This window comes from Hymenobacter sp. 5317J-9, from assembly GCF_022921075.1.
GTDB lineage: Bacteria > Bacteroidota > Bacteroidia > Cytophagales > Hymenobacteraceae > Hymenobacter.
In genome coordinates, this window is record NZ_CP095050.1 from 3,444,078 (window position 1) to 3,469,901 (window position 25,824).

21 protein-coding genes are annotated in these 25,824 nt (G+C 65.3%); 13 read left to right on the forward strand and 8 right to left on the reverse strand.

Annotation, left to right across the window (positions count from 1 at the left end):
• Nucleotides 1-2 precede the first annotated feature (2 nt).
• Nucleotides 3-1,007 (forward strand): hypothetical protein, encoded by a 1,005-nt coding sequence (locus tag MUN81_RS14550; RefSeq protein WP_245111488.1) that lies wholly within the window; start codon nt 3-5, stop codon nt 1,005-1,007.
• A gap of 69 nt (nt 1,008-1,076) precedes the next feature.
• Entirely contained in the window at nt 1,077-1,427 is a 351-nt protein-coding gene (locus MUN81_RS14555; RefSeq protein ID WP_245111490.1) for a hypothetical protein, read from the forward strand.
• Nucleotides 1,428-1,504: 77 nt separating this feature from the next.
• Here MUN81_RS14555 and MUN81_RS14560 read toward each other — a convergent pair whose 3' ends face one another.
• The 6 genes from MUN81_RS14560 to MUN81_RS14585 form a co-directional block, all read right to left on the reverse strand.
• On the reverse strand, nt 1,505-7,525 hold the full coding sequence (locus MUN81_RS14560; RefSeq protein ID WP_245111491.1) for an Ig-like domain-containing protein: 6,021 nt from the start codon (nt 7,523-7,525) through the stop codon (nt 1,505-1,507).
• 91 nt (nt 7,526-7,616) lie between these two features.
• Nucleotides 7,617-8,315, reverse strand: a complete 699-nt coding sequence (locus tag MUN81_RS14565) for a tail fiber protein (protein WP_245111493.1) — start codon at nt 8,313-8,315, stop codon at nt 7,617-7,619.
• A gap of 45 nt (nt 8,316-8,360) precedes the next feature.
• On the reverse strand, nt 8,361-9,068 hold the full coding sequence (locus tag MUN81_RS14570) for a tail fiber protein (RefSeq protein WP_245111495.1): 708 nt from the start codon (nt 9,066-9,068) through the stop codon (nt 8,361-8,363).
• 48 nt (nt 9,069-9,116) lie between these two features.
• Complete coding sequence (locus MUN81_RS14575) at nt 9,117-9,839, reverse strand: tail fiber protein (RefSeq protein WP_245111496.1); 723 nt, start codon at nt 9,837-9,839, stop codon at nt 9,117-9,119.
• A 238-nt stretch (nt 9,840-10,077) separates the two neighbouring features.
• A complete protein-coding gene (locus MUN81_RS14580; RefSeq protein ID WP_245111498.1) occupies nt 10,078-11,268 on the reverse strand; it encodes a phosphoglycerate kinase in 1,191 nt (396 codons plus the stop codon).
• A gap of 161 nt (nt 11,269-11,429) precedes the next feature.
• Complete coding sequence (locus MUN81_RS14585; protein WP_245111500.1) at nt 11,430-12,287, reverse strand: N-acetylglucosamine kinase; 858 nt, start codon at nt 12,285-12,287, stop codon at nt 11,430-11,432.
• Between the two features lie 69 nt (nt 12,288-12,356).
• On the opposite strand from MUN81_RS14585, the gene MUN81_RS14590 reads away from it, so the two are divergent.
• The 6 genes from MUN81_RS14590 (at nt 12,357) to MUN81_RS14615 (ending at nt 19,780) form a co-directional block, all read left to right on the forward strand.
• Entirely contained in the window at nt 12,357-13,373 is a 1,017-nt protein-coding gene (locus tag MUN81_RS14590; protein ID WP_245111502.1) for a N(4)-(beta-N-acetylglucosaminyl)-L-asparaginase, read from the forward strand.
• Entirely contained in the window at nt 13,370-14,074 is a 705-nt protein-coding gene (locus MUN81_RS14595) for a copper homeostasis protein CutC (RefSeq protein ID WP_245111504.1), read from the forward strand. The genes MUN81_RS14590 and MUN81_RS14595 overlap by 4 nt, the downstream gene beginning before the upstream one ends.
• A 101-nt stretch (nt 14,075-14,175) precedes the next feature.
• Complete coding sequence (locus tag MUN81_RS14600; protein ID WP_245111505.1) at nt 14,176-16,878, forward strand: D-alanine--D-alanine ligase; 2,703 nt, start codon at nt 14,176-14,178, stop codon at nt 16,876-16,878.
• A gap of 137 nt (nt 16,879-17,015) precedes the next feature.
• Nucleotides 17,016-17,777, forward strand: coding sequence for a PASTA domain-containing protein (locus tag MUN81_RS14605; RefSeq protein WP_245111507.1), 762 nt, complete (start codon nt 17,016-17,018; stop codon nt 17,775-17,777).
• A 66-nt stretch (nt 17,778-17,843) separates the two neighbouring features.
• Nucleotides 17,844-18,740, forward strand: a complete 897-nt coding sequence (locus MUN81_RS14610) for a hypothetical protein (RefSeq protein WP_245111509.1) — start codon at nt 17,844-17,846, stop codon at nt 18,738-18,740.
• Complete coding sequence (locus MUN81_RS14615) at nt 18,656-19,780, forward strand: T9SS type A sorting domain-containing protein (protein WP_245111511.1); 1,125 nt, start codon at nt 18,656-18,658, stop codon at nt 19,778-19,780. The genes MUN81_RS14610 and MUN81_RS14615 overlap by 85 nt, the downstream gene beginning before the upstream one ends.
• Nucleotides 19,781-19,850: 70 nt before the next feature.
• On the opposite strand, the gene MUN81_RS14620 is transcribed toward MUN81_RS14615, so the two are convergent.
• Nucleotides 19,851-20,357, reverse strand: coding sequence for a fasciclin domain-containing protein (locus MUN81_RS14620; protein WP_245117401.1), 507 nt, complete (start codon nt 20,355-20,357; stop codon nt 19,851-19,853).
• 544 nt (nt 20,358-20,901) lie between these two features.
• Between MUN81_RS14620 and MUN81_RS14625 the strand changes: the two genes are divergently transcribed.
• The 5 genes from MUN81_RS14625 to MUN81_RS14645 all read left to right on the forward strand — a co-directional run bounded on the left by MUN81_RS14625 (nt 20,902) and on the right by MUN81_RS14645 (nt 25,343).
• On the forward strand, nt 20,902-21,315 hold the full coding sequence (locus tag MUN81_RS14625; RefSeq protein ID WP_245111513.1) for a hypothetical protein: 414 nt from the start codon (nt 20,902-20,904) through the stop codon (nt 21,313-21,315).
• Nucleotides 21,316-21,357: 42 nt separating this feature from the next.
• A complete protein-coding gene (locus MUN81_RS14630) occupies nt 21,358-22,119 on the forward strand; it encodes a porin family protein (protein ID WP_245111515.1) in 762 nt (253 codons plus the stop codon).
• Between the two features lie 147 nt (nt 22,120-22,266).
• The gene (locus MUN81_RS14635) at nt 22,267-23,877 is read left to right on the forward strand and encodes a PAS domain-containing sensor histidine kinase (protein ID WP_245111517.1); all 1,611 of its coding nucleotides are present in this window, start codon (nt 22,267-22,269) and stop codon (nt 23,875-23,877) included.
• On the forward strand, nt 23,855-24,907 hold the full coding sequence (locus tag MUN81_RS14640; protein WP_245111533.1) for a response regulator: 1,053 nt from the start codon (nt 23,855-23,857) through the stop codon (nt 24,905-24,907). Before MUN81_RS14635 ends, MUN81_RS14640 begins: the two co-directional genes overlap by 23 nt.
• Nucleotides 24,908-25,025: 118 nt before the next feature.
• Nucleotides 25,026-25,343 (forward strand): cupin domain-containing protein, encoded by a 318-nt coding sequence (locus tag MUN81_RS14645; RefSeq protein WP_245111534.1) that lies wholly within the window; start codon nt 25,026-25,028, stop codon nt 25,341-25,343.
• A 78-nt stretch (nt 25,344-25,421) separates the two neighbouring features.
• On the opposite strand, the gene MUN81_RS14650 is transcribed toward MUN81_RS14645, so the two are convergent.
• Nucleotides 25,422-25,811 (reverse strand): group III truncated hemoglobin, encoded by a 390-nt coding sequence (locus MUN81_RS14650; RefSeq protein ID WP_245111536.1) that lies wholly within the window; start codon nt 25,809-25,811, stop codon nt 25,422-25,424.
• Nucleotides 25,812-25,824: the final 13 nt, after the last annotated feature.

Here is a 25,824-nt window from a genome sequence, read left to right on the forward strand (position 1 = left end):
ACATGAAACGCTACTTTCTGCTTCTGGCGGGCGCCATCCTGTTGGCGCCCGCCAGCGCGCGCGCCTGCGACATCTGCGGGTGTTTCATGGGCATCACGCCCTACGACAACCAGAGCGGCCTGAGCCTGATGCACCGCTACCGCGTGTTCAACGGCTACCGGCAGTACGGGCAGACTCCGCAGTTTTTCCCGACCGGAGCGCGGCCGTTTTTTCCCTCGCCCGCCAACGGCGACGATGGCTACGCGCACAACCACAACGGCGACCCGAACGATTTTGAAGTTTTCCGCGTGGCCGAGCTACGTGGCAAGTACTTCCTGGCCCAGCGTGTGGAGCTCAACGCGTTTGTGCCCTACGTGATGAATACCTCGCAGATAAACGGCCGCCAGCTCAACGCTTCCGGGCTGGGCGACGTGACGGTGTTTGCGGGCTACCACGTTATTCGGGCCATCGAAACGGCCGGGGTGCAGAGCCGCCTCATCGTGGGTGGCGGCGCAAAGCTGCCCACCGGCGAATACACCCGCCAAAATGCCCAGGGCCGGCGCTACCCGCTGCTCAACCAGGTGGGCACCGGCACCACCGACGGCTTCGTGTACGCCAACTACATCGGCAGCTTCCACAGCTTCGGGCTGAGCGTGAACAGCAGCTACCGCCTTTCGACGGAAAACCGGTTTCGGAACAGCCTAGCGCCGAGCACGGCCACGTTTGCCAACCTGTTCTACCGCCTGCCGCTGGGCGAGAACTGGCAGGTGTACCCGTCGGCACAGTTTTTTTATGAGAAAACCGACGGCGAAATGCTCGACGGCCGCCTCACCGGCGAGCACGCCATGAACAACGCCCTGCTGGGCCCGGGGCTGGATTTTTACTACAAAAATCTGTCACTGAACACCAGCTTCCAGCTACCGGTATACACCGCCGAAACCGACCACCCGGCCAGCGCCGGGCGCATGGTACTGTCAGTCGGCTACAGCTTCAAACAGACCAAATACCTCATTCACGGCAAAAGCTGAGCACTAGGAACCCCGCTTGTTGGGGTGCGTAGGAAGGCGCATCCATCCACCTTCTTTTCCTCGTTAGCAATGAGCACCTCCCTCAATCCCCAAGCCGTGGCCTACGCCCGCCGCCTCATTCAGGACGGCAAAATCAAGAACGACGCAAGCCACTGGGGCCAGCACAACCCCGACACGTCCACGGAAAACGCCTTCCTGGAAAAGCACGAGATGGAAGAGTACGCCAACTGGCACCTGGGCCTCGACACCAGCAAGGGCGCCGACACCAAAGGCCGCTACCACTTCCCCTACGGCGACTTCAAAACCGTGCACCGCGACGGCCTGATTGCTGCCAAGGAGCGCGCCGCCCAGCAAGGCTACCGTGACATTGAGAAAGCCGCCGACGAACTGCTGCAACTCCTGGAAAAGAAAGCGAAGTAGTGGAAGCTACCCGCATTTCAATGCAAAAAGCCCCGACCGTGGACACGGTCGGGGCTTTTTGCATTGAAATGCGGGGCTTATTCCACCACGAGCTTTTTCACCACCACGCCGGCCTCGGTTTGCAGGCGCAGCGAGTACACGCCGCTGGCCAGGCCGGTGAGCGGCAGGGTGTGGGTGGCGAGGCCGGCCGGCAGCGCCTGCGTCAGCACCACCCGGCCCACGGCGTCGAGCAGCGCGGCGGTGGTAGCCGTGCGGCGCAGGCTGGCGGGCAGCTCCAGATACACAGCTTTGCTGGCCGGGTTGGGGAACAAGGCCACCTGGGCGGCCAAGGAGGCCGCGGCCGCGCCCAGCACCTGCTGCGGGCCGAAGACGAGCTCGAAGCGGGCGGCGGTATTGGCCGCGTTCTGGGTGAAGGTGTAGGCGGGCGTCAGGCGCAGGTCGGTGAGCGTGCCCAGCTGCAGGTCGCGCAGGTAGGGCTGGGCCCCGGCCGGGAAGTTGAGCACCTGCGCCGCCGTGAGTGAGTAAGTACCCGTGACGGGCACGGCCACGGCGAGCGGCACGGTCAGCGTCGCGGCGTTGGGATAGGGCAGGCCGTTGATGGCCAGCGGCGTGCCGGCGGCCAGCGAAGCCAGGTTCAGGCCGGTGGTGTTGGGCAGCTTCACGGCGTCGTACTGGGCGTCCACCCCGGCCGTGGCCCCGGCCTGGAAGTACACGTACGTTTCGTCGGATGCCGTTCCCGTGGCCCCGCGCAGCGTCAGCTGCACCAGCGGGCGCGTTTCCGACGTACCGCGGCGTACGGGCGTCGCGTCGAAGCTGGTGAGGCGCTGGCTGTTGCGGAACGTGAGCGTGCCGCTGGTCTGGCCGGCGCTCACGCGGGCGAAGAAGCCCTGGCCGGAGGGGATGACGGGGTTGCCGCCCACGCCGTTCACGTAGCTGCGGTACTGGCCATTATACTGGCTGGTGCTTTCAAACACGTACACCGCCGCGTCGAGGTTGGTGCGGTCGGCCGGGGCCACCAGCGAGTAGTCGAGCGGGGCCGGGTAGGGGTTGCCCAGCAGCTGCCAGCCGGCATCGGCGGCGGTGGGGCCGGCGTTGCGGCTCAGGCCCAACGCCACGGTGCCGTTGTTGAGCGTGCCCACAAAATCGACCAGCTGGCTGGCGCCGATGTTGACGGTGTAGCCGCGGCCCACGGCCAGCGGGTCGGTCAGGGCGCCGGGCGAGAAGTAGCCCTTGTCGAAGGCGGAAAGGTTGTTGGTCAGGGCCAAGCGGCTCTGGTCGTAGCCGAACACGGTGGGGAAGGGCGTTTCGAGCGTGGGCGTGGCCGAGGCGTTGTAGGTGGGGTTCACCACCGGGGCGAAGCCGCTGGTGGCCAGGTCGGCCACCGTGGTGTTGGCCACCGGCGCCGAATAGTGGCGGTAGCCCAGGCCGGCGTTCAGGCTCGGGTCGATGTAGCGCTGCACCGTGGCCGCGCCGTTCACCACTCCGCCGCTGTTCACCACCAGAGCCGTGCCCGCGGCGCTCGAGAGCAGCGTGAGCGGCTGCCCGCCGGTGCCAAGGCTGCCGACGAGGGTGAGCACGCGCTGCACGGCGGCTGGCCCGCTCAGGGTGCCTCCGCTGGCGCCCACGCTCAGGTTCCAGAAGGTGCTGAGGCTGCTACCGCCCACAGCCTGCGCTGCCGCGCCGGTAAGGGAGATACTGCCGCCGGTGGCGTTCAGCGTGCCGTTGTTCGCAAAATCACCTTTCAAATCGAGCGTGCCGCCGCTCTGGGCCAGGCTGGCGCCGGAGGCTAAAGTCAGGGTTTTGGCGGAGGCGGTGCCGGCCGTGATGAGTGGGTAGCGCGGGGCGCCGGCCGGAATCAGCGCGTCGAGGGTGGCGGTGGGCAGGCCGCCGGTCCAGTTGGTGGCCGTGTACCAGTCGGTGCTCACGCTGCCGTTCCACACCACCTGGGTGATGGGCGCGTAGGTGATGCTGAACGCGGGGGCGGCCGTATTACCGGTGTTGTTGGCATCCAGGGCCACGTTGGCCGGCACGTTCACCGTCACGGTGCCAGCAGCGGTAGGCGTCACGTTGAAGGTGTAAGTGCTGCCCGAACCGCTGAAGCCCGACACCGTGCCATTGGCCACGCTGACGCCCGCCGCCGAGAAGCCCGTTACGCTTTGCGAGAACGTGACCGTGACCGGAATGGGCGACACCGCCGTGGGGCTGGTGGCCGTGCTGCTGATGCTGGTGGTGAGCGACGGCGCCGTCACGTTGAAGCTGCTGGAGGTGAACGTGGTGTAGCCGGCGGTGTTGGTGGGCTGAATGGTGCCTACAAATACGCCATTGATAAACACGTTCAGCACCTGGTCTCGCGTAGAGCAGCACACACGCTGGCTGGTCTGGAAGCTCACCTGGTAGGTGCCGGTGGGCACAGCCAGGGCCTGCCGGGCTTCGCTGCCGGCGTTTTGCAGGAAGGCTACGGCGCTGCCATTGGGTGCCGTGGGCGCGCCGAAAGCACTGCCATTGAGCGCAATGCCCGAACCGTTGAGGAACGTCCAGACGGCCCCCGGGGGGTTGTAGCCGTAGTTGCCGAAGTTCAGGCTGCCATAGGTTTCGAAACTGCTATTCAGCAGCGCATTGGCCCGGGGCGTGCCGCCATCCAGCACCTGCACCTGGTCCACAAAGGCCGTCACGTCAGTGCCTGCCCCGCCCGTTCCTTGAATGCTGAGCACCGGGCTGGTGAAGTTTTTCTGGATGGTAAAGGTATCGCCGGTGGTAAAGGGCACGTTGGAAGCGGTTGGGCTGATGCCTACCGTGCTACTCACGTTCAGCCGCAGGGTACCGTCGCCGATGCCCGTGTTCACCACCACCGTGTAAGTCGTGCCCGAGCCGCTCACGCTGGCCACGCTGGCCCCACTCAGGCCCGAGCTGGTCACCGAGAAGTTTGATGAGCTCAGGCCCGTTACGCTGCCCGAGAACGTCACCTGGTAGCTCACCTGGGCCGTGGCCGTGGGCGAGGGCGTGAGGCGCGTTACCGAGAGCACCGTCACCGCCGGCACGTTGTAGGTAATGCTGAACTGAGGCGCGGCGGCATTGCCGTTGCCAGCCGCATCCTGGGCCCCATTGGCCGGCACATTCACCGTCACGAGGCCGCCAGCCGTGGGCGTTACATTAAAAGTGTAGGTGGTGCCGCTGCCGCTAAAGCCGCTCAGGGCACCGTTGGTCACCGTCACGCCAGCGGCCGAGAAGCCCGTCACGGATTCCGTGAAGGTCACCGTGACCGGAATGGGCGAGGCGCTGGTGGGGCTGCTGGCCGTGCTGGTAATGGCCACCGTGGGCCCCGTCTGGTCAATGGTATACACCTGACCGGCCTGGTAGCCGCCGCCGATGGGGTTGCCAGGGACATCGGTAATGCCCGTGCCCGAGGTATTCAGGTCGAGCCGCAGCGTGCCGGAACCAGCCACGGCTGCCACGGTCACGTCGTACACGCTGTTAGAAACCGCCGCGACGGCACTCACCGTGCCCGAAGTCCCTCCCGTACTGGTCAGGGAGAAGTCGGAAGCATCCACCCCGGTTACGTTTTCGCTGAAGGTGATGCGGTACACCAGCGTGGTGGCGTTGGTCAGGGAGGCGGCGGGGTTCTGCCGGTTGATGCTGAGCACGGTGGGCGCCACGGCATCCACCAGCACCGACGCCGTGGAGGCTACGCTGTTCAACGTCAGGATGGCGTTGTTGCCCACCGCATCCTGCAGGGTGCCGCCGTTCAGCACCAGGGCACTGCCCAGGGCCACCCCATCGAGGTCGAGTTCGCCCGCTGCCACCGTGTAGCGGAATGTGAGCGTGGTGCTGCCGCTGCCCGCCAGGTAGCTGGCCTGGCGGCCAGTGCTGCCAATGGTAAGGCCCAGCGTGGGGGTGCCGCCGGTGGTGTTCACCGTCACCGGCTTATTAAAATTCACGGCAAAAGTCAGGAAGTCGCCGGCCTTGTACGTGCCATTGGAGGGCACGCCCACCGAGGTGATGACGGGCCCGGCCGTGTCGATGACAAAGGTGTTGGTATTGCTGCTCGGGCTGGTGGTGCCGGCGGCCGTAGCCGTGGCCCGCACCGTGTGGCTGCCGCTGGTCAACGCCGATGGCTGCAGCAGGGCCCAGGTTCCGCCCGCCGCAGTCACCACCGTACCGATGGAACTGCCGTCGACGATAACCGTAACCGTGGTGCCGGCCGGCGCCGTGCCGCTGTAGGTGGGCGTGGTGGTGCCGATGGTGCTGCCATTGGCCGGCACGCTCACCACCGGCGCGGCCACCACCAGCGTGAAGGAAACGGTAATCGAAGCAGTGTTGCTGGCGCTGGTACCGTCATTGGCCACAAAGCTTATTGTGCGGTTGGCGGTGTTCGGGATAGCAGCAGTGTTCAGGAACGTGACGGCCCGCAGCACGCTCTGCCATTGGGCCACGGTGGCCGTGGCCCCGGCCGAGGTGAGGGTGAGCACGCCCGTGCCGGCGCTGTAGCTGCCCGTCACGTTGCCGTACAACCCGGCATTCGTATTGGTAAAGGTGAGCACATCGGCACCCGACTGAAAGTTGCTCGTGATGCTAACCGTTGCCGTGGCCAGCGTGGCATTATCGGCGTCGCTCGGGGTCACGTTCGGGTCCACCGCAACCGGCGTGGAGGGACCGGGCACGTTGTGGGTATACACCGTGGTGACCACACCTGTGGTCACAATCGGGTTGTCGTTCACAGCCTGCACGCTCACATTTTTGGTGGCAGCCGGGCTGTTCAGGGCACCATCGTTGGCCACAAAGCTCACCGTGCGGGTGGCCGTGTTGGGCGTGTTGGAGGTGTTGGTGTAGGTGATAGAACGCAGCACGCTCTGCCATTGGGCCACGGTGGCCGTGGCCCCGGCCGAGGTGAGGGTGAGCACGCCCGTGCCGGCGCTGTAGCTGCCCGTCACGTTGCCGTACAACCCGGCATTCGTATTGGTAAAGGCCAGCACGTCCTCAGCGGTCTGAAAGCCGCCCGTAATGCTGGCCGTGGCCGAGGCAAGAGTGGTGTTATCGGCGTCACTCACCGTCACCCCCGCGTCGATGACGACGGGAGTTGAGGTCACGTTATTTCCTTCAACAAAGGTGGCGCTGCCCCCGGTGGTGGTCACCACCGGCCCCGCGCTGGCCGGCGCCAGGGCCAGGCCGTTGTAGGTGGCCCCGGCCGTGGGCGCCACAAACACCGTGCGGCCGGTGCCGGTGGTGGTGAAGCGCAGAATGCCGCCCGTGCCCACGTACTGGTCGGCCACGTAGAGAAAACCACCGGCCGCGTCCAGCGCCACATCGGTGGGCTGCGTGAAATTGCCCGCCCCCGAGGCCAGTTGCGTCACAGCAAAACCGGTGCTGAGGCTAACGACTTTCAGCGCATCCAGCGCGGCCGTGGCGCTGCCCTGGGTGAAGAACAGGCGGTTGCCGGCCACATCCAGGGCCAGGCCGTTGTAATCGGCGTTGGCCAGGCCCGGCACGATGACCGTGCGGCCGGTGCCGGTGGTGGTGAAGCGCAGAATGCCGCCCGTGCCCACGTACTGGTCGGCCACGTAGAGAAAACCACCGGCCGCGTCCAGCGCCACATCGGTGGGCTGCGTGAAATTGCCCGCCCCCGAGGCCAGCACCGTCACCGCCGAAGTTCCCAGGTTCACCACCTTCAGGGCATCCAGCGCGGAGCTGGTGGCGCTGCCTTGGGTGAAGAACAGGCGGTTGCCGGCCACGTCCAGGGCCAGGCCGTTATAGGTGGCACCGGCCGTGGGTGCCACTATCACGGTACGGCCCGTGCCCGCCGTGGTGTAGCGCAGAATGCCGCCCGAGCCCACGTACTGGTCGGCCACGTAGATGTAGCCGTTCACCTTATCCACCGCAATGTCGGTGGGTTGCGAGAAGTTGCTGGCAGCCGTGGCCAGCGTGGCGGCCGCGGTGCCATCGGCGTTCACGGCCTTGGCCGCGTCGAGCGAGGCGGTGCCGCTGCCCTGCGTGTAATAGAGCCGGGGGCCCTGCGCCCACGCGCCAGTAGCCATCAGCACCAGCAAAAAAAGCAGCCCGACGCGCCGCAGCCGACCGGAAACCAAAGTATAGCGTTGTTTCATTGCTGAAGGCATAGAAAAGCGAAATCAAAAACAAACCCAGCTGCGGCATCCCGCACCGGCCACAACCAGCACCCTGGGCAGGGTCACCCTATTACTGCGAGGGAAATACGCCGAACAGGGAAATGCAGTAGTTCATGGCCAGCGACGGGGGCATGATGGCAATGGGCTGGCTGCCCCCCGTGGGCTGTACCTGTATGAAGCTGGCGTTGGTGAGCGCGGCTGCCGGGCCGTAGGCCAGCGCGTTCACAGCCTCGCCGTTCACGTCGGTAGCGGTTAGGGCCGCGGAGTACGCCCCCACCGGCGACGCCGTGGTAGCCGCCGTGCTGGCCGGCGCCTGGTGCGAGTGGGCCGGCATCTGGGCCACGGCCATTGTGGCTGTTTCAGCGCCTCCCGTCTGTCCGATGCCGTAGGACGACAAGCCCGGCCCCTGCCCCATGTGCCGGGGCGCGCGGCCCCGCAGGTCGGGCACGGCGAAGGTGTTTTGGCCATCGCCGCCGTAGGTGGTCCCAATGAGGTTGAACAAGGTATCGTACTGGGCAATAGACAGCAAGCTGCCGTCGCAGAATGCCCACCCTTGCGGAGCAAAATTGCCCGCAAACAGCATGACCTCGCCAATGTAGGGCTGCGACCCCGTCACCTGCCGGGGCGACGCGGCCAGGGCCGGGGCGGCCACCGCCGTGCCCGTGAGCACCGCGCCCAGGCGCTTCAACCAGTTGCGACGGGCCGGTTCGGCCGGCGCCGGGCGAGATACAATGGGCACCAGCCCGGCCGCGGAAGCTCGTAAACGCATAAGAAAGCAAAAAATAAGCGGTGAGAAAAAAGGCCCACGGCGGGCCTAGCGCGGCGGAAACACTCCCTGCAAGGCAATGCAATAGTTGACGGCCAGATAGGGCGACTGCAGGCTCACGGGCACGTTGCTGCCGGTGTTGCTCACCAGGCCGGCCGCACCAGAGGCGTTGGCGGTGGCGGCCCGGTTCTGGATGGCCACGGGCTCGCCGCTGGCGTTGCTGGCCGTGGCTTCGGCAGTCACGTTGCCGGTGGGCGTATTGCTGGTGGCCAAGGCAGTGCTCACCTGCGCCGCGTGGGTATGCGCGGGCATTTGCCCAAACAGCAGGGTGGTGGTTTCGGCCCCTATTTGCTCACCCAGCACCCGGGGGGTCAGGCCCGGCCCGTCGCCCCGGCCGATGGGCGTATGGCCCTGCAGGTTGGGCAGCGCAAACGTAGTTTGGCCGTTGCCGCCGTAGGTGGTGCCCAACAGTGAGAACAAAGCCGTGTTCTGGGCAATGGGCAGCAGCTGGCCGTTGCAGAGGGCGTAGCCGCGCGGCGCAAAATTGCAGGCCAGCATGATAATCTCCCCCACAAACACGTCGCCGCCGGCGAGGGCGCCATCGGGGTTGGCCGGGCGGGCGGCGGCGGGCGTGGCCAGCGCTGCCCCGCTCAGCACGGCGCCCAGGCGCTTGAGCCAGCTACGCCGGGCGGGTTCGGGTGCGGGCGCAGCAGATTCGTCGGAAGCCGGACCGTCGGAAGTAAAAAATGAAGCCATATCGAGAACGTAAGAATCAGAAAAGCGAACCATTAATTCTACCAAACTCTAGGTCTGCGACGGAAATATTCCCTGCACGGCAATGCAGAAGTTCAGCGTTTCGTAGGGCGCAATGCGGCCGATGGGTTGCGAGCCGCCGGTGTTAGTCAGGGAGCCTGGGCCTTGGTTAGTGTCGGCGGTGGGTCCGTAGGCCAGCACGGCCACGGCTTCGCCGTTGAGGTCGGTGCCGGGGGGCACCACGGCGGCGGCGGTGCCAGCGGGCGCCGTGGCGGTGGCGTTCTGGTTGCTCACCTGGGCCAAGTGGACGTGGGAGTGCTGGGGCAGGTTCGCGGCCGTGAGGGTCAAGGCTTCGGTGCCCGAGGCCTGGCCGATGTTGTAAAACCCGCCCAACGGACTCTGCCCGAAATGCACCGGGGTCCGGCCGCGCATGTCGGGCAGGGCGAAATTGGTTTGGCCGTTGCCCCCAAACTGCGTCCCCAGCAGGGAAAACAAGGCCTGGTTCTGGTTGATGGGCAACAACTGCCCGTTGCACTGCGCCCAGCCGCGCGGCGTGAATCCAAAGGCAAAAATCTGAATCTCCCCCACGAAGGGCGAAAAGCTATCTACCTGTTTGCCGGAGGCCGGGCCGGCGGTGGCGGCGCGGCTCAGAAACAGGCCGCCCAGCAACGCCCCCAGCCCTTTGAGCCAGCCACGCCGGGTGGGCTCTGCTTGGTGAGGCGCATCGGAAAGGCCCGTTGCAACGGGCCCGTTGGGAGTAAAAGGTGTTTCCATAAAACGCAACAAGAGTGCAGAAATTCCTGCCAAACCAGCCTGCAGTGGCTCATGGCATGAGGGTTCAAACTTACCATTTTGTAATGATTTACCAAATTAGTATTTAAAAAACTATATGTTATTTAAATATCAAGTATAAAACATTGAGGGCAAGCCCCTTCATCTCTTGATGAAGGGGCTTGCCCTCAAATAAAAGCACCATACAAGCGGCTCCGGAGTGGTGACCGGACGTTCGCGCCTAGCCCAAGGCCGTTACGCCGGGCAGTTCCTTGCCTTCCATGTACTCCAGCAGGGCGCCGCCGCCGGTGCTGATGTAGCTCACCTGCTCGCCGAAGCCCAGCTGCTGCACGGCCGCGGCCGAGTCGCCGCCACCGATGAGCGAGTAGGCGCCGCCGGCCGTGGCCTCGGCAATGGCGCGGGCCACGTCTTCGGTGCCTTTGGCGAAGTTGGGCATCTCGAACACGCCCATGGGTCCGTTCCAGAGTATGGTTTTGCTGTCGCGGATGATGGCGGCGAAGGCCGTGCGGCTCTCGGGGCCCAGGTCGAGGCCCATCCAGCCGTCGGGGATGTCGTGGTTGGTTGCCACTTTCACGTTGGCGTCGTTGGCGAACTTGTCGGCAATGAGCGAGTCCTGGGGCAGCACCAGGTTCACGCCTTTGGCCTTGGCCTTTTGGATGAGCTCACGGGCCAGGTCCACCTTGTCGGCTTCGAGCAGGGAGCTGCCCACGTGGCCGCCTTCAGCCACGGCAAACGTGTAGGCCATGCCGCCGCCAATGAGCAGGTTGTCCACCTTATCGAGCAGCTTTTCGATGATGAGGATTTTGTCGGAAATCTTGGCGCCGCCCATGATGGCGGTGAAGGGCCGCTCGGCTTGCTCCAGCACCTTTTTGGCGTTGTCGATTTCGGACTGCAGCAGGTAGCCGCCCACTCGGTCCTGGGGCGCGAAGGAATCGGCCATCACGGCCGTGGAGGCGTGGGCACGGTGTGCCGTGCCGAAGGCGTCGTTGACGTACACGTTGCCCAGCTTGGCCAGCTTGGCGGCGAAGTCATGGTCGCCGCCTTCTTCTTCCTTGTGAAAGCGCACGTTGTCGAGCAGCAGCACCTGGCCGGGCTGCAGGGCGGCGGCTTTCTGGGCGGCCCCCTCCCCCAGTACATCGCCGCCGAACTGCATGTCGCGGCCGTATTCCTGCGACAGGCGCGGCACCAAGTGCTCGAGCGAAAACTTCGACTCGTAGCCGCCCTTGGGCCGGCCCAGGTGCGAAAGCAGCACCACCGAGCCGCCGTCGTTCAGGATTTTCATCACCGAGCGGGTGGCCATGCGGATGCGGGTGTCGTCGGTAATCTGCAGGTCCTTATCGAGGGGCACGTTGAAGTCGACGCGCATCACGGCGCGCTTGCCGGCGAAATTGTAGGTGTCGAGGGTGTTCATTGAGGAAAGTGAAACGGTGGAAGAGTGAGGTTGTATGAGGATGCAAAAGTGCGGATTTCCGCGTTGCCGGATGCCGAGGCGCATATCGGCGTCTCGTCCGTGAACGATAAGGCCCAAATGCACACGAAACGGAGCAGACGCCGAGACGCAAATATGCGTCTCTACCCGCGGGCAGCGTTTTCGTGGTAGGCCACCAGTGCCTCAATGGGCTCTCTGAGAATCTGGCCCACGGCCATGCCGTGCCGAGCCGCCGCGGCGGCCAGCTGCGCGCGAAAATGGTAACCCACCGAGCCCACGCAGTTAAAGGCGTGGCGCTGGTAGTCGGAGTAGTGCGTCACAATCTGGGCAAAAAAGGCTTCAAACGCCTGGTCCACTACCGCTTGGCAGTACGGCTCGTGGGCGTGCTCGCCCAAAAACCGGGCAAAGCTGGCCAGAAAGCGGTTGGGCAGGGGTTGGTTATACAGCCGGTCGAGCACTTCGCTCACCTCGCCCAGCCTGTAGGTGGCCTGCAGTTCAGCGGCCAACTGCGCGGGCAGGCGGCCGCGGAGGTAGTCGCGCAGCACCAGCCGGCCAATGGCCGTGCCCGAGCCCTCGTCGCCCAGGGAGTAACCTAATGACTCGATGACCTGGGTAATGCGCTGCCCATCATACAGACACGAGTTGGTGCCCGTGCCCAAAATGGCCGCAAAGCCGGCCTGCTGTCCCAGCAGCGCTCGGGCCGCCGCCAACAAATCTTCGGCCACCTCCACCTGCCGGGCCTGCGGAAACGCCTGCCGCAGCGCCCCGGCCACCACTTCCGCCTTGGCGGCCGAGAGCACCCCGGAGCCATAGTAGTGAATGGTTTCGATGGGCGCCTCGCGCACGGCGGGCGGCACGCTGCGCGCCAGCGAGGCGGCAATGGCTGGCGTGTCCCAGAAATAGGGGTTATAGCCTTCGGTGCTGAAGTACTGAGGGACGCGGCCCGCGCCCAGCAGGCACCAGCTGCAGGTGGTGGAGCCGCCGTCGGCGATGAGTTTCATGAAAGGCAAAAGTATGGGTAACTGGCGCACAGCAGTATCTTTCGCCGGCACTCACTTCTGCTACACGCCATGCCGTCTCGCCGTAAATTTCTGCAATCCTCTGCCGCCGGACTGGCCGGGCTGGCTTCGGCCCCGCTGGCCGTGGCGGCGCTTCCGGCTTCTGCGGCCGCGGGCAAGCCCATCGTCATTTCGACCTGGGACGCGGGCGTGAATGCCAACAAGGGCGCCTGGAAAATCATTGGCGCGGGCGGCTACGCCCTCGACGCCGTGGAGGCCGGCGTGATGGTGACAGAGTCGGAACAGGGCTGCTGCGTGGGCCTGGGCGGCAACCCCGACCGCGACGGCATCGTGACCCTGGATGCCTGCATCATGGACGAAAAATTTAATTGCGGCGGCGTGGCCGGGCTCGAGCGCATCAAGCACCCCATCAGGGTGGCCCGCCGCGTGATGGAGCGCACCCCGCACGTGCTGCTGGTGGGCGAAGGCGCGCAGCAATTCGCCGTAGCGCAGGGCTTTCCGCTCGAACCGCAAAAGCTGAGCGCCGACGCCGAAAAGGCCTACGCGCAGTGGCTCAAAACCAGCCAGTACAAGCCCGTCGTCAACATCGAGAACGCCAAAAGCCGCCCCACCGGCCCGGTGGGCGGCCCCCAAAACCACGACACCATTGCCATGCTGGCGCTGGACGCGCAGGGGCGCATCTGCGGCAGCTGCACCACCAGCGGCATGGCGTTTAAGATGCGCGGCCGGGTAGGCGACTCGCCCCTCATCGGCTCGGGCCTGTTTGTGGACCCGGCCGTGGGCGCCGCTGCCGCCACCGGCCAGGGCGAAGACGTGGTGCGCATTGCTGGGGCCCACACCGTGGTGGAACTCATGCGCCAGGGCCGCTCGCCGCAGGCGGCCTGCCGGGAGGCCATCGAGCGCATTGCCGCCATCAAAGGCGCCAAGGCCAAAGACATTCAGGTGGCCTTTATTGCCGTGAACAAGCAGGGCCAAACCGGCGCCTACGCCCTGCAAAAGGGCTTTAATTTCACCGTGAGTACCACTGATAAGCCGGTGCTCAGCGACAGCGAGTTTCTGTTGAAGTGAGCCGGCAACTGGAAATCTGCGCGGCTTCGCTGCCCTCGGCCTTAGCGGCCCAAGCGGGCGGCGCGCACCGCATCGAGCTCTGCCAACACCTGGAGCAGGGCGGCATCACGCCATCGTACGGGCTCATTCGGGAGACGCTGCAGCGGCTACACATTCCGGTTTTTGTGCTCATCCGGCCGCGGTCGGGTGGCTTTGTGTACTCGGCCGATGAGCTGGCCATCATGCGGGCCGACATTGAGCTGTGCCGGGACCTGGGGGCTGCCGGCGTGGTGCTGGGCGCGCTGGACGAGGCGGGCAACGTAGACGTAGCCGCCTGCCAGGACCTCATCGGCCACGCCGGCGCCATGGAAATTACCTTTCACCGCGCTTTCGATGCCTGCCCCGACCAGTCCCGGGCGCTGGAAGAAGTTATTTCCTTGGGCTGCCGTCGGGTGCTCACTTCGGGTGGCCACCCTACCGCCGAGGCCGGGCAGCAGCAGCTGGCGGCCTTGGTTAAGCAGGCAACAGGTCGCATTTCCGTTATGCCGGGCGCCGGGGTTTCAGCCGTTAACATTCAGGCCCTAATGGCCCACACGAGTGCCCGAGAATTTCACACCAGCGCCAAGCGTTTGCTGCCGGCCGACCCGGCGGCGGGCTTGTTTCGGGCCGAACGTTTTGAGACGGACGCCGCTTTGGTGGCGGAACTGGTGGCGCTGCTGTAGGGGTGGGGCTTGCCCTCGCCCGTCGGAGAACGAAATCATCGGACTCGTGCGAACGACGGGCGGGGCAAGCCCCGCCCCTACTTCTTACCTTTGCAACACTTATGAAAATTGGCATTTTTTTCGGGGGCACTTCGCGCGAGCGGGAAATTTCTTTCGCCGGCGGCCGCACCGTCTTTGATAACCTGGACAAGGCACTGTTTCAGCCCGTGCCCATCTTTGTCGACAGCCTGGGGCAATTCATTCTGCTCGACTGGCAGTACATCTATAAAGGCACCATCCGGGATTTCTACCCGCCGGTGAGCTCGCAGCCGCCGTCCCTGCACCACCTGCAGGTGTACATCGAGAGCCTGGGTGAGCTCGACCACGAGGCCCGCTTCCACGCTATTGCCAAGGTGGGCCGCGAGGTAAAAGCCGAAGAGCTGCCTCAGCTCATGGATTTTGCCTTTCTGGCCCTGCACGGGCCCGGCGGCGAGGACGGCGCCATTCAGGGCCTGCTGGAGTGGCTGGGCATCCCTTACTCCGGCTCAGGCATTCTGCCCTCGGCCTTCGGCATTGATAAGATTGCGCAGAAGAACCTGCTGCACGCCCTGGGCCGGCCCACGCCCACGTTCCGCGTCATCAAAGCCGAGGAATGGGACAGCACCGACCACGCCGCCACCCTCGCCTACTTGGTGCGGGAGCTGGGCCTGCCGCTGGTGCTGAAGGCGCCACGCCAGGGCTCCAGCATCGGGGTGAGCATTCTGAAGGACGACAACCTAGCCAAGTTCGAGGCCGCCATTGAGCGCAGCCTCTTTCGCAAAATCGTGACGCGCGACGAGTGGCAGCGCCTGGGCGAGCAGGACCGGCTGGCCTGGGTGCAGCACCTCACCGACATCCGCGAAGGCATCGGCCTGCCCGTGGTGTTCGACGACGAAACGGCCCCCATTTACCACCCCGAAACCCTGCTCTTCGCCCTCACCGAGCGGCTGGAAACCGCCGAGCAGGTACGCCTGACCAACATCGACGGCGAAACCCAGGTGCTGGTGGAGAGCTTTGTGGCCGGCCGCGAGTTCAGCTGCATTGTGGTGGAAGACCCCAACGGCCTGCCGCTGGCCCTGCCCCCCACCGAGATTGTGAAGGGCGAGGAGATGTTCGACTACCGCTCGAAGTACCTGCCCGGCCTGGCCCGCAAGGTCACGCCCATCGACCTGCCCGAGGAAAAAATTCAGGAAATCCGCGAGGCTTGCGAGGAAATGTTCCGCACGTTTGGCTTCCAAGTGTATGCGCGCCTGGACGGCTTTGTGGCCCACGACGGCCGGCTGTTCCTGAACGACCCGAACACCACGTCGGGCATGCTGCCGGCTTCGTTTTTCTTCCACCAGGCCGCCGAAATCGGGCTCAACCCGTCGCAGTTCCTCACTTACCTCATTCGCACCTCGCTGGCTGCCCGGCGCCGCGCAGGCTTGCGCCCCGTGAAGCTGGCGCAGCTGCTCGACAAGCTGGATACCGCCGTGGCCGGCCGCCAGCACGAGGCCACCGAGCGCATTCGCGTGGCCGTCATTATGGGCGGTTACTCGTCGGAGCGCCACATTTCGGTGGAAAGCGGGCGCAACATCTACGAGAAGCTCAGCTCCTCGGCCAAGTACGCGCCGGTGCCGGTGTTCCTCACGGGCTCGAGCGAGGAGCACAAGCTCTACGTGCTGCCCGTGAACGTGATGCTGAAGGACAACGCCGACGACATCCGCGAGAAGATTGAGCACGCCGAAGCCGGCGAGGCCCCGCACCCCATTCTGGCCCGCATTCGGCAGGAGGCCAGCGTGATTACCAGCACCTACGCGGGGCAGGCCCTGGCCCAGCCGCGCCGCATCTCGTTCGAGGAGCTGGCCCAGCTGGCCGACGAGGTGTTCATTGCCCTGCACGGCCGCCCCGGCGAAGACGGCGCCCTGCAACAGCAGCTGGAAAAATTCGGCCTGCCCTACAACGGCTCGGGCGTGGCCAGCAGCAGCGTCACCATCAACAAGTTCGAGACCAACAAGCGCCTGCGCGACGCCGGCCTGCGCGTGGCCGACCACCGCATGGCCCACAAGCTGGAGTGGCAGGCCGACCCCGAAAGCTTCTACCGCAGCCTCGAAACGCAGTTCCCCTACCCCTTCATCGCTAAGCCCGCCGACGACGGCTGCTCCTCGGCCGTGAAAAAAATCAAGAACCGCGCGGAGTTGGAAGCCTTCAGCCAACTCATCTTCCGGAGCGAGGAAGACCTGATGCCCGGCCCGGCCGGGGTGCTCAGCCTGGGCTTCAAGGAAGAGTTTCCGCGCAAGGATGCCTTCCTGGTCGAGACGCTGATTGGCCGCGACGGCGCGGCGCACTTCCTGGAAATTACCGGCGGCTTGCTCACGAGCTACGACGAAGACGGCCAGCTCGACATCGAAGTGTTTGAGGCCAGCGAGGCCCTGGCCACCGGCGAGGTGCTGAGCCTGGAGGAGAAATTCCTGGCCGGCGAAGGCCAGAACATCACCCCCGCCCGCTACGACGCCGACCCCGCCGAGCGCCAGCGCATCAGCAACGAGGTGAAGGCCGTGCTGCGCCGCGTGGCCGAAGTGCTCGACATTCAGGGCTACGCCCGGATTGATGCCTTCGTGCGCGTGCGGCAAGAAGGCGAAGTGGAAGTGCTGATTATTGAGGTGAACTCGCTGCCCGGCATGACGCCCGCCACCTGCATTTTCCACCAGACGGCGCTGGCCGGCTACACGCCCTACCAGTTCATCGACCGCATTCTGGAGTTTGGCAAGGCGCGGGCGGCCAGGGCCGTGCCGGCAACTCATTAGTCACAAATTGAACGTCATGCTGAGCTTGTCGAAGCATCTCTACCGCGAGAGTAAACATTTACTACTGCGGTAGAGATGCTTCGACAAGCTCAGCATGACGTTCTTTGGGTTGTAAAACTGTTTCTCTGCTATTCTCAATGTCTTTTTTCTCTTCCGATTCTCCGCTCGACGTTGTGAAGCACCTGGTGCTGATTGGCGTGGTGGGCCTGCTGCTGGTGCTGGGCTTTTTTTACGTGTACCTGCCCATGAGCACGCACCACGGCGAAACCATTACGGTGCCCAAAGTGACGGGCATGAACGTGGCCGACCTGGAAAAATACCTCGACGAGCGCAACCTGGCCTACTTCGTGGACGACTCCAGCTACAACGCCAACGTACGCCCCTTCACCGTGCTGGTGCAGGACCCGCTGCCGGGCGAGAAAGTGAAGGAAGGCCGCAAAATCTACCTGCAGGTGAGCATGAAAAACCCACCGGTGATTAAGATGCCGAAGCTGACCAACATTTCCTCCAAAACGGCCATGCTCATTCTCAAGAGCTACGATTTGGTGGCCGGCCAGATTCAGCTGGTGCCCGACCTGGCTTCGGGCGCGGTGCTGAAGCAGCTGGTGAACGGCAAGGAAATAGCGCCCGGCGCGCCCGTGGCCAAAGGCACCACCGTGGACCTGGTGGTGGGCGACGGCCAGGGCAACCAGACCTTTGCCGTGCCCAACCTCATCAACATGCCCGTCGACGAGGCCCTCACGCTGCTCAACGGCCAGGGCCTGCAGAAGGGCGAAGTGTTTGAGCAGCCCGCCGAAGACGGCCAGACCGCCGGCACCGTGGTGCGCCAGCGCCCCGTGCCCGGCCCCGACGCCACCATCCGCACGGGCCAGATTGTGGACATCTGGGTAGCAAAATAACCCGGGCCGCATGCACTTTTTCCGGGCACCCGGGCGTTGGGGCTTAAACCTCCTTTCCCATTTGGTATGACGAGACGCTTCCGCACGTATTGCCGCCTGCTAGTGCCGGCGTTGGTTTTGGTTTCTGCAGCGGCTTCGGGCCAGGTCGTGGCCCCGTCCGGGCCCTTGTCGGCCGACCCGGCCCGGGCAGCATTGGTGCCCAAGCAAACGCCAGCCGCGCTACAGCGCACCGCGGCCCTGGCCCTGCCGTTTTTCGACGATTTCACTTCGCCCCTCGAAGGCCGGCCCGACCCGCAGAAGTGGAACGTCCACGGCGGCGCCTACGTGAGCAACCGCCTGGCGCTGGCGCCGCCCAGCCGCGGCGCCGCCACCCTCGATGGCCTCAAGGCCAACGGCCAGAGCTACAGCGGCAACATCAGCGTGAGCTACGGCACCCTCGATTCGCTGGTGTCGCAACCCATCGACCTGAGTGGCCTCAGCACCAGCAGCGGGGTATTCCTGAGCTTTGCCTGGCAGGCCGGCAGCATCGGCTCGGCCCCCAACCTCAACACCAGCAGCACGCCGGTGAAGCTAGAGCTGTTTCTGAAAAACACCTCCAACACCTGGGTGCGGGCCTGGAGCTATAACAGCCAGCGGGTGCGCACGGGCTTCCGCCAGCAGCTTATTGACCTCAACAACGCCCAATACCTGCACGGCACGTTTCAATTCATGTTTGTGGCCACGGGCAGTGCTTCCGACAACAGCGACAACTTCAGCATCGACTACGTGGTGCTGGACCGCAACCGCTCCGGCGTCCTCGACACCGACACGGTGTTTGTGGACGTGGCCACCGGCGCGGGCCTCGTGAACGGGAATCCCTCGGGGGCCTCCGCAGCCCCTTGCGGCGCTTCACGGCCATGCCGGTGTGGCAGTTCAACGCGGCCGCGTCGCCCACTAGTGAGCTCAACCCCACGCTGGGCGTGAACCTCACCAACCTCGAAAAGAATCTGCCTCGTCCTATCGACGTGTTGGGCACGGTGAAGGACCTGGGCACCGGTGCCACGCTGGGCACTTGGCTGCAGAGCCAGTCGCCGGTGCCTTCGCGGCAGCGCCAGTACCCGCAGGTGGGCCCGGCCACGGCGCTGGCCCTGCCCACCACCGCCACGGCCAAGCGCCTGCGCTACACCCTGGCCCTGAACTCGCGCGACATTCCGCGGGCGCTGCCGAACGACACCATCTGGCGCGACGTGGAGCTGAACAACTACTACGCCTACGACGACGGCACCGCCGAGCGCTACACCGCCCTGCCGGCTTTTGCCACCGGGCAGCAGGCGGCGTTTGCCTACCGCTTCGACCTGAACAAGACGGACCACGTGGGCGGCCTGCGCCTCTACCCCGTCTACACGGCTTCGGACGCAAGTACGCGGCCCGTTACCATTGCCGTGTGGGCCGACGACGGCGGCAAGCCCGCCACCACGCCCCTGGCCACCAAAACCGCTACCCTGCCCGGCACCGGGCCGCTGCCCAACGGGCTGCCTTACGTCGAAATCACCTTCGACCAGCCCGTGCCGGTGACCGGCATGTTCTACGTGGGCTACTCGCAGCCCTCCACGGGCCGCGACCTGCACTACGGGCTCGACATCAACAACTCCTTCCCGCCCGGCTACCTCTGGAACCGCAGCAACGCCGGCGCGTGGGACTCGGTGCACTTTGTGCCCCGCCGCGGCGCCCTCATGATGCGGCCCGTGATGACCAATAACGTGACCACCGCTTCGGCCTCGGCCCGCGAAGCCGCTGCCTATAGCCTCTATCCTAACCCCGCCCGCAACACGGTGAGCGTGGCCGGACCTAGCTTTGCCCGCGCCGCCGTGCTCGATGCGGTGGGCCGCACCGTGTGGGAGCAGCCCGCCGCGCAGGCCGGCCAGCCCACCCTGCCCCTGCCACCGCTGGCGCCAGGCGTGTACACGGTGCGCCTCACCTTGGCCGATGGCCGCACAGTGGGCCGCCGATTAATGATTGAATAAGAGAAGCGAGAACACAAAAAAGCCCCGCCGTGTAGCACGGCGGGGCTTTTTTGTGTTGAGCTAATTCCGCTTACTTGGCGGGCATCAGCACCGTGTCGATGACGTGGGTCACGCCGTTGCTCGAAATCACGTTGGGGATGGTGACGGTGGACATGCCGCCTTTGGCATCTTTCAGCATCACGCTGCCGCCGCTTTTCATCACGGTCAGCTGCTCCCCTTCCACGGTGGTCAGCACCTGGCCGTTGGTGAGCTGGTCGGCAGTGAGGCGGCCGGGCACCACGTGGTAGGTCAGGATTTTGGTGAGCGTGGGCTTCATTTCGGGCGTCACCAGCGAGTTCACGGTGCCGGCGGGCAGCTTGTCGAAGGCCGCGTTGGTGGGGGCAAACACAGTGAAGGGACCGGAGCCTTTCAGCGTTTCCACCAAGCCGGCGGCTTTCACGGCGGCCACCAGCGTGGTGTGGTCGGCGCTGCCCACGGCGTTGTCCACGATGTCCTTATCGGGGGTCATCATGGCGCCGCCCACCATCACGCCGGAGGTGGTCGTGGTAGTCGTAGTGGTCGACATGCTGCCGCCCATGGCATCGCCCTGGCGGGGCTTGGTTTTGGCCTTCATCTTGTCGCCGGCATCCGACTTGCCTTTGACTTTCATCTTGCCGTCGTCGGCCATCTTGGTTTTGGTGGTCATGCCATCGGCCGTGGTCTTGGTCTTTTCGTCGTCGCTTTTGGTCTTGCCGCTTTGGGCGAAGGCCGGAGCAGTCAGGGCGCCGGTCAGGGCCAGGGCCGCGAAGAAAGTTTTCGTAATCATGGTGTTAGTGTTTGGGGTGAGAGAAAGTACTGTCGGGCTATACGGGCCGGGCCAGCCATAGGATTCCAAGCGCAGGACAACCTTAGAATAATGGAATCTTTTATGCGCAGCCTACCGCATTGGTTTTGCCGATGGGCGGCCGCCGTCGGGGCGCTATCCGGGCAACGCCTGCTGATTACAATCAGCCGCGGCGCTGATTACGCTTAGGGCACTGCCCGGGGCGGGTCGGTAGCTTTACCAACGTACCTATTGAGCAGTGCGCCAGGTTGCTACCGCTTGCGAAGCACCCTGGCCGCCGGCAATTTCTCCCCGTATCATGGCAACTCTTTCGCTTCCCGACTTTTCCGGCCCGGCGCGCCACCGGCGCTTTGTGCGGCTGTTTACCGACCGCATTGCCCACGATGCCCTCCTGAGCGCCTTTTTTCCGGACGCGCAGCCACTGCCCAGCCGCCGCGAATACGACTGGTGGGAAAAAGCCCTGGCCGGCCAGCTTTATACCGGCCGCCCGCCCGGACACCAGTGCGGCCCATGGCCCACCGCCGACCACCTCGCCCACTGGTGCCGCTTGCTGGAAATGACCCTCGACGAAGAGTTTGCGGGGCCGCAGGCCACCGCTGCCAAATGCCACGTGCTCAACCTGGGCACCCTGCTCGCCCAATGGCAGCTCATGCAAACCGTGGGCTCCGCAGGCAGTGCCCAGCCACCCCGCTCCGTGCTGGCGGCAGCCTAGCGGCACATACATCCAACCGTCCACCAATTATTTGCAGACGTCATGAAACCATCAGCTTCTGCTTCTCGCCCCGGCAATGCGCCGCTATGGCAGGCCGTTGCGCTGGCCCTGCTGCTGACTGCCGCGCCCGGCGCCTACGCCCAAAGCAAAGGCCCCATGCGCCTGGTTTTGAAGGCCGCCCTTGCCTCGGCCGGGCTGGCCGGCAGCGCCGTGCCCCAGGCCGCCGGCCCCGACTATACCACCCGCCAGGACGCCCGCTACCTCGGCTTTGGTGTGGGGGCGGCGTTGCGGGTGCCGGTGTCGCGGCAGGGCGCCGTGGCGGTGCAGCCCGAGGTGCTGCTCAGCCAGCGCGGCTATAAGCTGCAGGCCGACCAAACCGCCGGCATGGCGGCCGGCGTGGCCAAACGCACTTATGAGCAAACCCGCGGCCTCACCTACCTCGACGTGCCGCTGCTAGCCAACATCGGCCTGGGCGGCTGGTACCTGGAGGCGGGCCCGCAGCTGAGCCTGCTGCTGCGCGCCCACTCCGAAACCCGCACCACCACCAGCTACGTGACGGCCGCGCCCGACCAGGAGGCCACCGCCAGTGCCAGCAGCACCGCCGACCTGGCCCGCTTCGACGTGGGCGTGGTGGGCGGCGTGGGCTACCAGTCGGCCTGCGGGCTGGGCCTGGGGCTGCGTCTCAGCCGTGGGCTGCGGCCCCTGCTGGCACCGCCCGGCAGCACCGACCGCCTTGGGGTATACCCTGACGCTCTGCAGCTGCAGGTGAGCTACGCCCTGCCGGCCCACCATTCACTCCCGTAAGCCTAAACCACTAGCACCTAGCTCCCTGGCAACGGTAGCGCTCAGCGGCCGGTGGCTACCCCAACGCCTGGGGCAGCCACCGGCTCCTTTTTTCTCAAATGTTTTCAGAAATTGCCGGCCGCCCAGGCATTTGCCGGCCCCCTTCGTATGCCCGCCACGTTGTATCGTAATCCGCTGACGGATATTCTGTTTGAGCAAGCAAAGGAATTTGTGGGCCTCTACCACCTGGAGCGGGGCTGGTTTACGCACGTGAACACGGCGGGCTACCGGCTGCTGGGCTATCCCTCGGCCGAGGCCCTTTACGACGACCCCGCGCGCACTCTGCGCGCCGAGCAGCTCACGGCCACCGAATGGGGCAACCGGCGCGACCAGGTGCTGCGCGACGGCAGCCTCGAATACGAAGCCGAAATACGCCGGGTAACGGGCGAAACGTTCTGGGCCCGCGTCGAGCTCACCAGCCTGACGGTGGAAAGCCACCCGTATTTCCTTGTGCGCATCACCAACATCGACCCGCTGCACCACGCCGAGCAGCGCCTGGCCCAAAGCGTGGGCCGCTTCGAGGCCGTGGTGAGCCACGCCACCATCGGCATCATCATGTGCAACCGGGCCGGCGACATTGTGCTGGCCAACGAAAAGGCGCGCCAGCTGTTTGGCTACCCCGACGGCGAACTGCTTGGCCAGCGCATTGAGGTGCTGGTGCCCAGCGCCGTGAGCCGCTACCACGAAAAGCTGCGCGACTCTTTTAATGAACGCCCCGAGGCCCGCGCCATGGGCCACAACCGCGACCTGCTGGCCCGCCGGCAGGACGGTTCGGTGTTTCCGGTCGAAATCAGCCTGAGCTATTTCCGGCTCGATGAGGAGCTTTTCGCGGTGGCCTACATCATCGACGTTACCTTCAAAAAAGAAGCCGAGCGCGAGCTGCTGGCCCAGCACCAGCAGGTGGCCGCCCTCAACGCCGAGCTGGAGCAGAAGGTGGCCGAGCGCACGCACGCCCTCGAAACCACCCTGGCCCAGCTGGAGCGCCGCACCCGCGAGCTGAGCCAAGCCCTGGCCGCCGAGCAGGAGCTGGGCGAGCTCAAGTCGCGCTTCGTGAGCATGGCCTCGCACGAGTTCCGCACGCCGCTCACGGCCGTGCTCACCTCGGCCACGCTGATTGAGAAATACCCCGCCGCCGAGCAGCAGGACAAGCGCCAGCGCCACCTGGACCGCATCCGGACGTCGGTGAAGCACCTCACCGACATCCTGGAGGAGTTCCTCTCGGTGGGCAAGCTGGAAGACGGCCGCATCGAGGCCCACCCCGCCCGCGTGGACCTGCCCGCGCTGCTACGCGAAGCCATTGCCGACGCGGAAGGCCTGCGCAAGCCCGGCCAGCGCATCGAGCCGGAGTTTCACGGCGTGACCCCGCTCTGGACCGACGCCTCGCTGCTGCGCAAAGTGCTGGTGAACCTGCTGAGCAACGCCCTGAAATACTCGGGCGAACACAGCACCGTGACCGTGCGCGCCACCACCCAGGACCATTGGCTCACGCTCAGTGTGCAGGACCGGGGCGTGGGCATCTCGGCCGAAGACCAGGAGCACCTGTTCGAGCGGTTTTTCCGGGCCCGCAACGCGGCCAACCTGCCCGGCACCGGCCTGGGCCTCTACATTGTGGCCCGCTACCTGGAGCTGCTGGGCGGCACCGTGGCGCTGCACAGCGAGCTGAACGTGGGCACCACCGTCACCCTTACCCTCCCTCATGGAAACCATCCTGCTGATTGAAGACAGCGACCTGATTCGCGAAAACACGGCCGAAATCCTGGAACTGGCCGGCTACGAAGTGCTGACCGCCGAAAACGGCAAAATCGGCGTGGAGAAAGCCCTGGCCACCAAGCCCGATTTGGTGGTGTGCGACATCATGATGCCCGTGCTGGATGGCTACGGCGTGCTGCACATCTTCACCCAGAACCCCCAGCTCAAGGGCGTGCCCTTCATCTTTCTGACGGCCAAAACCGAGCGCGCCGACCTGCGCCGCGGCATGGACCTGGGCGCCGACGACTACCTGACCAAGCCCTTTGAGGAAACCGAGCTGCTGAGCGCCGTGCGCAGCCGCCTGGCCCGCTTCCACCAGCTGCGGCCCGACTACGACCTGCAGCAGCCCAACGGCCTGCACCAGTTCCTGGACGACGCCACGGCCGTGGGCCACCTCACCGGCCTCACCGCCGACCGCAAGCCCCACGCCCTGCGCAAAAAGCAGGAGCTGTACGGCGAGGGCGACGAAGCTACGCGCCTGTATTTTGTGCAGAGCGGCCGCGTGAAAACCGTGCGCCGCAGCGCCAGCGGTAAGGAGTTGATAACGGGCGTGTACGGCCCCGGCGAGTTCCTGGGCTACCTGCCGCTGCTGGAGCAGCGCCCGCACGCCGACTCGGCCGTGGTGCTCGACGACGCGGTGCTGCTCTACATTCCGCAGGAAGATTTTACGCAGCTGCTGCACCGCCACCCGGCCGTGGGCCAGCAGTTTGTGCGCCTGCTGGCCGGCCGCGTGAACGAGCGGGAACAGCAGCTGCTGGGCATGGCCTACGACTCGTTGCGCCGCCGCGTGGCCACTACCCTGCTGCGCCTGCACGAGCAGGCCAACGGCGCCGAAGTGGCCGTGCAGCTCTCGCGCGACGACCTGGCCGCCGTGGTGGGCATCGCCCCGGAGTCCCTCATCCGGACCCTCACCGAGTTCAAGCAGGACGGGCTGATTGAGCAGACGGGGCAGGGCATCCGGGTGCTACAGCCCGACAAGCTGCGCCAGCCCAACTGGTAGGCGTGCCCGCAAAGCCGATGCGGTCTGACCAGAATCAGGCCCGTAGGCAATTCTGGTCAGGTGTGCGGCTGGGGCGGCCGGGTAGTTTTGGGGCGTTACTCACCTCCCCATTCTCTTCATGCTAACCACCTCCCCTCCTCTGAAAACCGGCAGTCTGCTGACGGGCGCTCACGCGCGCGCCGGCGAGCAAAAAGCCCTCGTATTGCTCGATAAAAATGGCCAGAAAGTCATCTTTAAAACCTTCGGGGCCGGCGAAATCATGCCCACCCACCACGCCAACGTCGACGTGCTGGTGACGGTGCTGGCGGGCCGGCTCATCATCACGGTGGTCGACACGCCCACCGAAGTCACGGCCGGCGACTACCTCGTCATCCCCGCCGGGGCGCCGCACGCTTTGGAATGCGTAGAAGCGGCGCGCATTCTGATTTTTAAGTAGCCAGGCCACTCGTACAAAAAGCCCCGGCCCCTTCTGCTTCGCACAAAGGGGCCGGGGCTTTTTCCTGATAAAGTCAATTTACAGCACCGAAAGCGGGCCCCGCTCGCGCAGGCGCGCCTCAAACACCTGGGCGATGGCCTGACCGCGCAGCTTGCCTTCTTCGGCGGTGGGCCCGGCAAACAGCTCGTCGACGGTCATCAGAAACAGGGCCACCCAGCGCTGAAAGTGCGTGGCGTCGATGGGCAGCGGCACGTGCTTGGGAAACGGGCGGCCCCGGTAGCGGCCGGTGCCCAGCAGCAGGCCGCTCCAGAAATCGTACATGTTGGGCAGGTGCTTGGACCAGTCGACCTGGGCAAAGCCGTTGAAGATGGGGTCGAGCAGGGCGTCCTGGTTAACCTTGGCGTAGAAGGTGTCGACGAGCAGCTTCACGTCGGCTTCGGTGGTGATGTCGGGGCGGGTGGTGGTCATAGCGAGGGCGGAA

Excerpts from the sequence above, each read along its gene's own strand:
- MUN81_RS14575 (WP_245111496.1), bottom strand. The coding sequence starts at position 9,839 with ATGGAAACACCTTTTACTCCCAACGGGCCCGTTGCAACGGGCCTTTCC.
- MUN81_RS14565 (WP_245111493.1), bottom strand. The coding sequence starts at position 8,315 with ATGCGTTTACGAGCTTCCGCGGCCGGGCTGGTGCCCATTGTATCTCGC.
- MUN81_RS14645 (WP_245111534.1), top strand. The coding sequence starts at position 25,026 with ATGCTAACCACCTCCCCTCCTCTGAAAACCGGCAGTCTGCTGACGGGC.
- MUN81_RS14570 (WP_245111495.1), bottom strand. The coding sequence starts at position 9,068 with ATGGCTTCATTTTTTACTTCCGACGGTCCGGCTTCCGACGAATCTGCT.
- MUN81_RS14590 (WP_245111502.1), top strand. The coding sequence starts at position 12,357 with ATGCCGTCTCGCCGTAAATTTCTGCAATCCTCTGCCGCCGGACTGGCC.
- MUN81_RS14635 (WP_245111517.1), top strand. The coding sequence starts at position 22,267 with ATGCCCGCCACGTTGTATCGTAATCCGCTGACGGATATTCTGTTTGAG.
- MUN81_RS14580 (WP_245111498.1), bottom strand. The coding sequence starts at position 11,268 with ATGAACACCCTCGACACCTACAATTTCGCCGGCAAGCGCGCCGTGATG.
- MUN81_RS14650 (WP_245111536.1), bottom strand. The coding sequence starts at position 25,811 with ATGACCACCACCCGCCCCGACATCACCACCGAAGCCGACGTGAAGCTG.
- MUN81_RS14560 (WP_245111491.1), bottom strand. The coding sequence starts at position 7,525 with ATGAAACAACGCTATACTTTGGTTTCCGGTCGGCTGCGGCGCGTCGGG.
- MUN81_RS14640 (WP_245111533.1), top strand. The coding sequence starts at position 23,855 with ATGGAAACCATCCTGCTGATTGAAGACAGCGACCTGATTCGCGAAAAC.
- MUN81_RS14585 (WP_245111500.1), bottom strand. The coding sequence starts at position 12,287 with ATGAAACTCATCGCCGACGGCGGCTCCACCACCTGCAGCTGGTGCCTG.
- MUN81_RS14625 (WP_245111513.1), top strand. The coding sequence starts at position 20,902 with ATGGCAACTCTTTCGCTTCCCGACTTTTCCGGCCCGGCGCGCCACCGG.
- MUN81_RS14550 (WP_245111488.1), top strand. The coding sequence starts at position 3 with ATGAAACGCTACTTTCTGCTTCTGGCGGGCGCCATCCTGTTGGCGCCC.
- MUN81_RS14600 (WP_245111505.1), top strand. The coding sequence starts at position 14,176 with ATGAAAATTGGCATTTTTTTCGGGGGCACTTCGCGCGAGCGGGAAATT.
- MUN81_RS14605 (WP_245111507.1), top strand. The coding sequence starts at position 17,016 with ATGTCTTTTTTCTCTTCCGATTCTCCGCTCGACGTTGTGAAGCACCTG.
- MUN81_RS14610 (WP_245111509.1), top strand. The coding sequence starts at position 17,844 with ATGACGAGACGCTTCCGCACGTATTGCCGCCTGCTAGTGCCGGCGTTG.
- MUN81_RS14555 (WP_245111490.1), top strand. The coding sequence starts at position 1,077 with ATGAGCACCTCCCTCAATCCCCAAGCCGTGGCCTACGCCCGCCGCCTC.
- MUN81_RS14630 (WP_245111515.1), top strand. The coding sequence starts at position 21,358 with ATGAAACCATCAGCTTCTGCTTCTCGCCCCGGCAATGCGCCGCTATGG.
- MUN81_RS14620 (WP_245117401.1), bottom strand. The coding sequence starts at position 20,357 with ATGGGCGGCAGCATGTCGACCACTACGACTACCACGACCACCTCCGGC.